This window comes from Ferruginibacter sp., from assembly GCF_031430955.1.
GTDB lineage: Bacteria > Bacteroidota > Bacteroidia > Chitinophagales > Chitinophagaceae > Ferruginibacter.
Window position 1 is genome coordinate 1 of sequence record NZ_JANPCM010000295.1, and the last position, 1569, is coordinate 1569.

The 1569-nt window shown below is 34.9% G+C and carries 1 protein-coding gene and 1 pseudogene; one reads left to right on the forward strand and one right to left on the reverse strand.

Annotation, left to right across the window (positions count from 1 at the left end; translation table 11 throughout):
* Positions 1-361 (reverse strand): annotated as a pseudogene (locus ACY65O_RS08380) (hypothetical protein); the annotation flags it as partial.
* Between the two features lie 182 nt (positions 362-543).
* Here ACY65O_RS08380 and ACY65O_RS08385 point away from each other — a divergent pair.
* A partial coding sequence (locus ACY65O_RS08385; RefSeq protein WP_462220404.1) for a sugar porter family MFS transporter occupies positions 544-1569 on the forward strand: 1026 nt, incomplete at its 3' end.

The window sequence follows — 1569 nt, forward strand, 5'->3', positions numbered from 1 at the left end:
CTTTATAATTAAACGAAGTAGTAAAATTTGCAGTTTGCATATTTAAACCCTGCTGCATATTGCTTACATCCGCATTGCTTAACCTTCTGCCATCAACCTCCATATACATATTTAAAAGGTTGAAACTTTTTAAAAAATTACTCACCCTTCCTCTTCCGTACAAATCGTATGCCCCTGCTAGTACCACATCTTTTACTTTAAAAGCCTCTGGGCTGCTTACAATCCCAATCATACCGTTGGCAACGGTTACACCATAATAATTTTTTGAGTCTATGTTAGATGTAGTTATTTTCCAGGCATCCTGTGCAAAAGAAACTGCATAAAAAATAACAAGGCAAATACAGGCAAGCAATCGTTTCATAAATGTATTTTTGTTATAGTGAAATTACAGCAAACAAGTTAAACATCTTTTATTGCTCTGCGCAAGTTGCAAAAAATTTAATGGAATTTTTTAAACAACAATCGTTTGCAATTATGTTAAAATAAATTAACTGCCCAAGTCCCTGTTGCTTTTCATATCTTAACTGCTACAAAAACTTGCTTATGAACCAGAACAAACTTTTTCGTTATTCTATTGTGGCCGCATTGGCCGGTTTTATTTTTGGGTTTGATACCGTGGTTATTTCCGGTGCTAATCAGCCCATAAAAGATTTGTGGCATACTTCTACATTATTTCATGGTATTTTTATTATGAGTATGGCTCTATGGGGAACGGTTGCCGGTTCATTATTTGCAGGCTTTCCTGCAGAAAAATATGGTAGAAAAAAAGTATTACTTTGGATTGGTATTTTATTCACTCTATCTGCTTTTGGTTCTGCATTTGCGCCAGACCCTTACACTTTTTCTTTTTTTAGATTTATGGGTGGTGTTGGCATTGGGGTTTCATCAGTGGTGGCACCCGCTTATATTTCAGAAATTTCAACCGCTGCAACAAGAGGAAGATTAACAGCCATGTATCAATTCAATATTGTTTTTGGAATTTTAATTGCTTATCTCTCCAACTATTTTTTAGAAGGTGTTGGTGGCGATAATGACTGGCGCTGGATGCTGGGTGTATTGGCAATACCTTCTATAATTTATACACTTATGGTTTTGGGTGTACCCGAAAGCCCACGATGGTTAATTAGTAAAAAGAATGATTTAGCTGCTGCAAAAAAAATAATGAACGATATTGGTGTAGAAAACGCTGATGCAGAAATTGCTGCTATTATTGAAAGCAACAAACATGAAGTATCTAAAGGAAATACATCGCAATTTTTTAGCGCTAAGCATAATAAAATAATCTGGCTGGCATTTTTAATTGCATTTTTTAACCAGCTCTACGGCATCAATTTCATTTTATATTACGCCCCCGAAATTTTAACCAAGATTGGATTGGGAGCAAAAGAATCTTTACTTAATTCAATTGCCATTGGTGGCACTAATTTAATTTTTACTTTTGTTGGATTATATTTAATTGACAGATTGGGGAGAAAAACTTTAATGCTAATAGGTTCCATAGGATATATTATTAGTTTATCCATGGTGGCGTATGCTTTTAAAACAGGCGCCAGCCCCACATTTTTAATG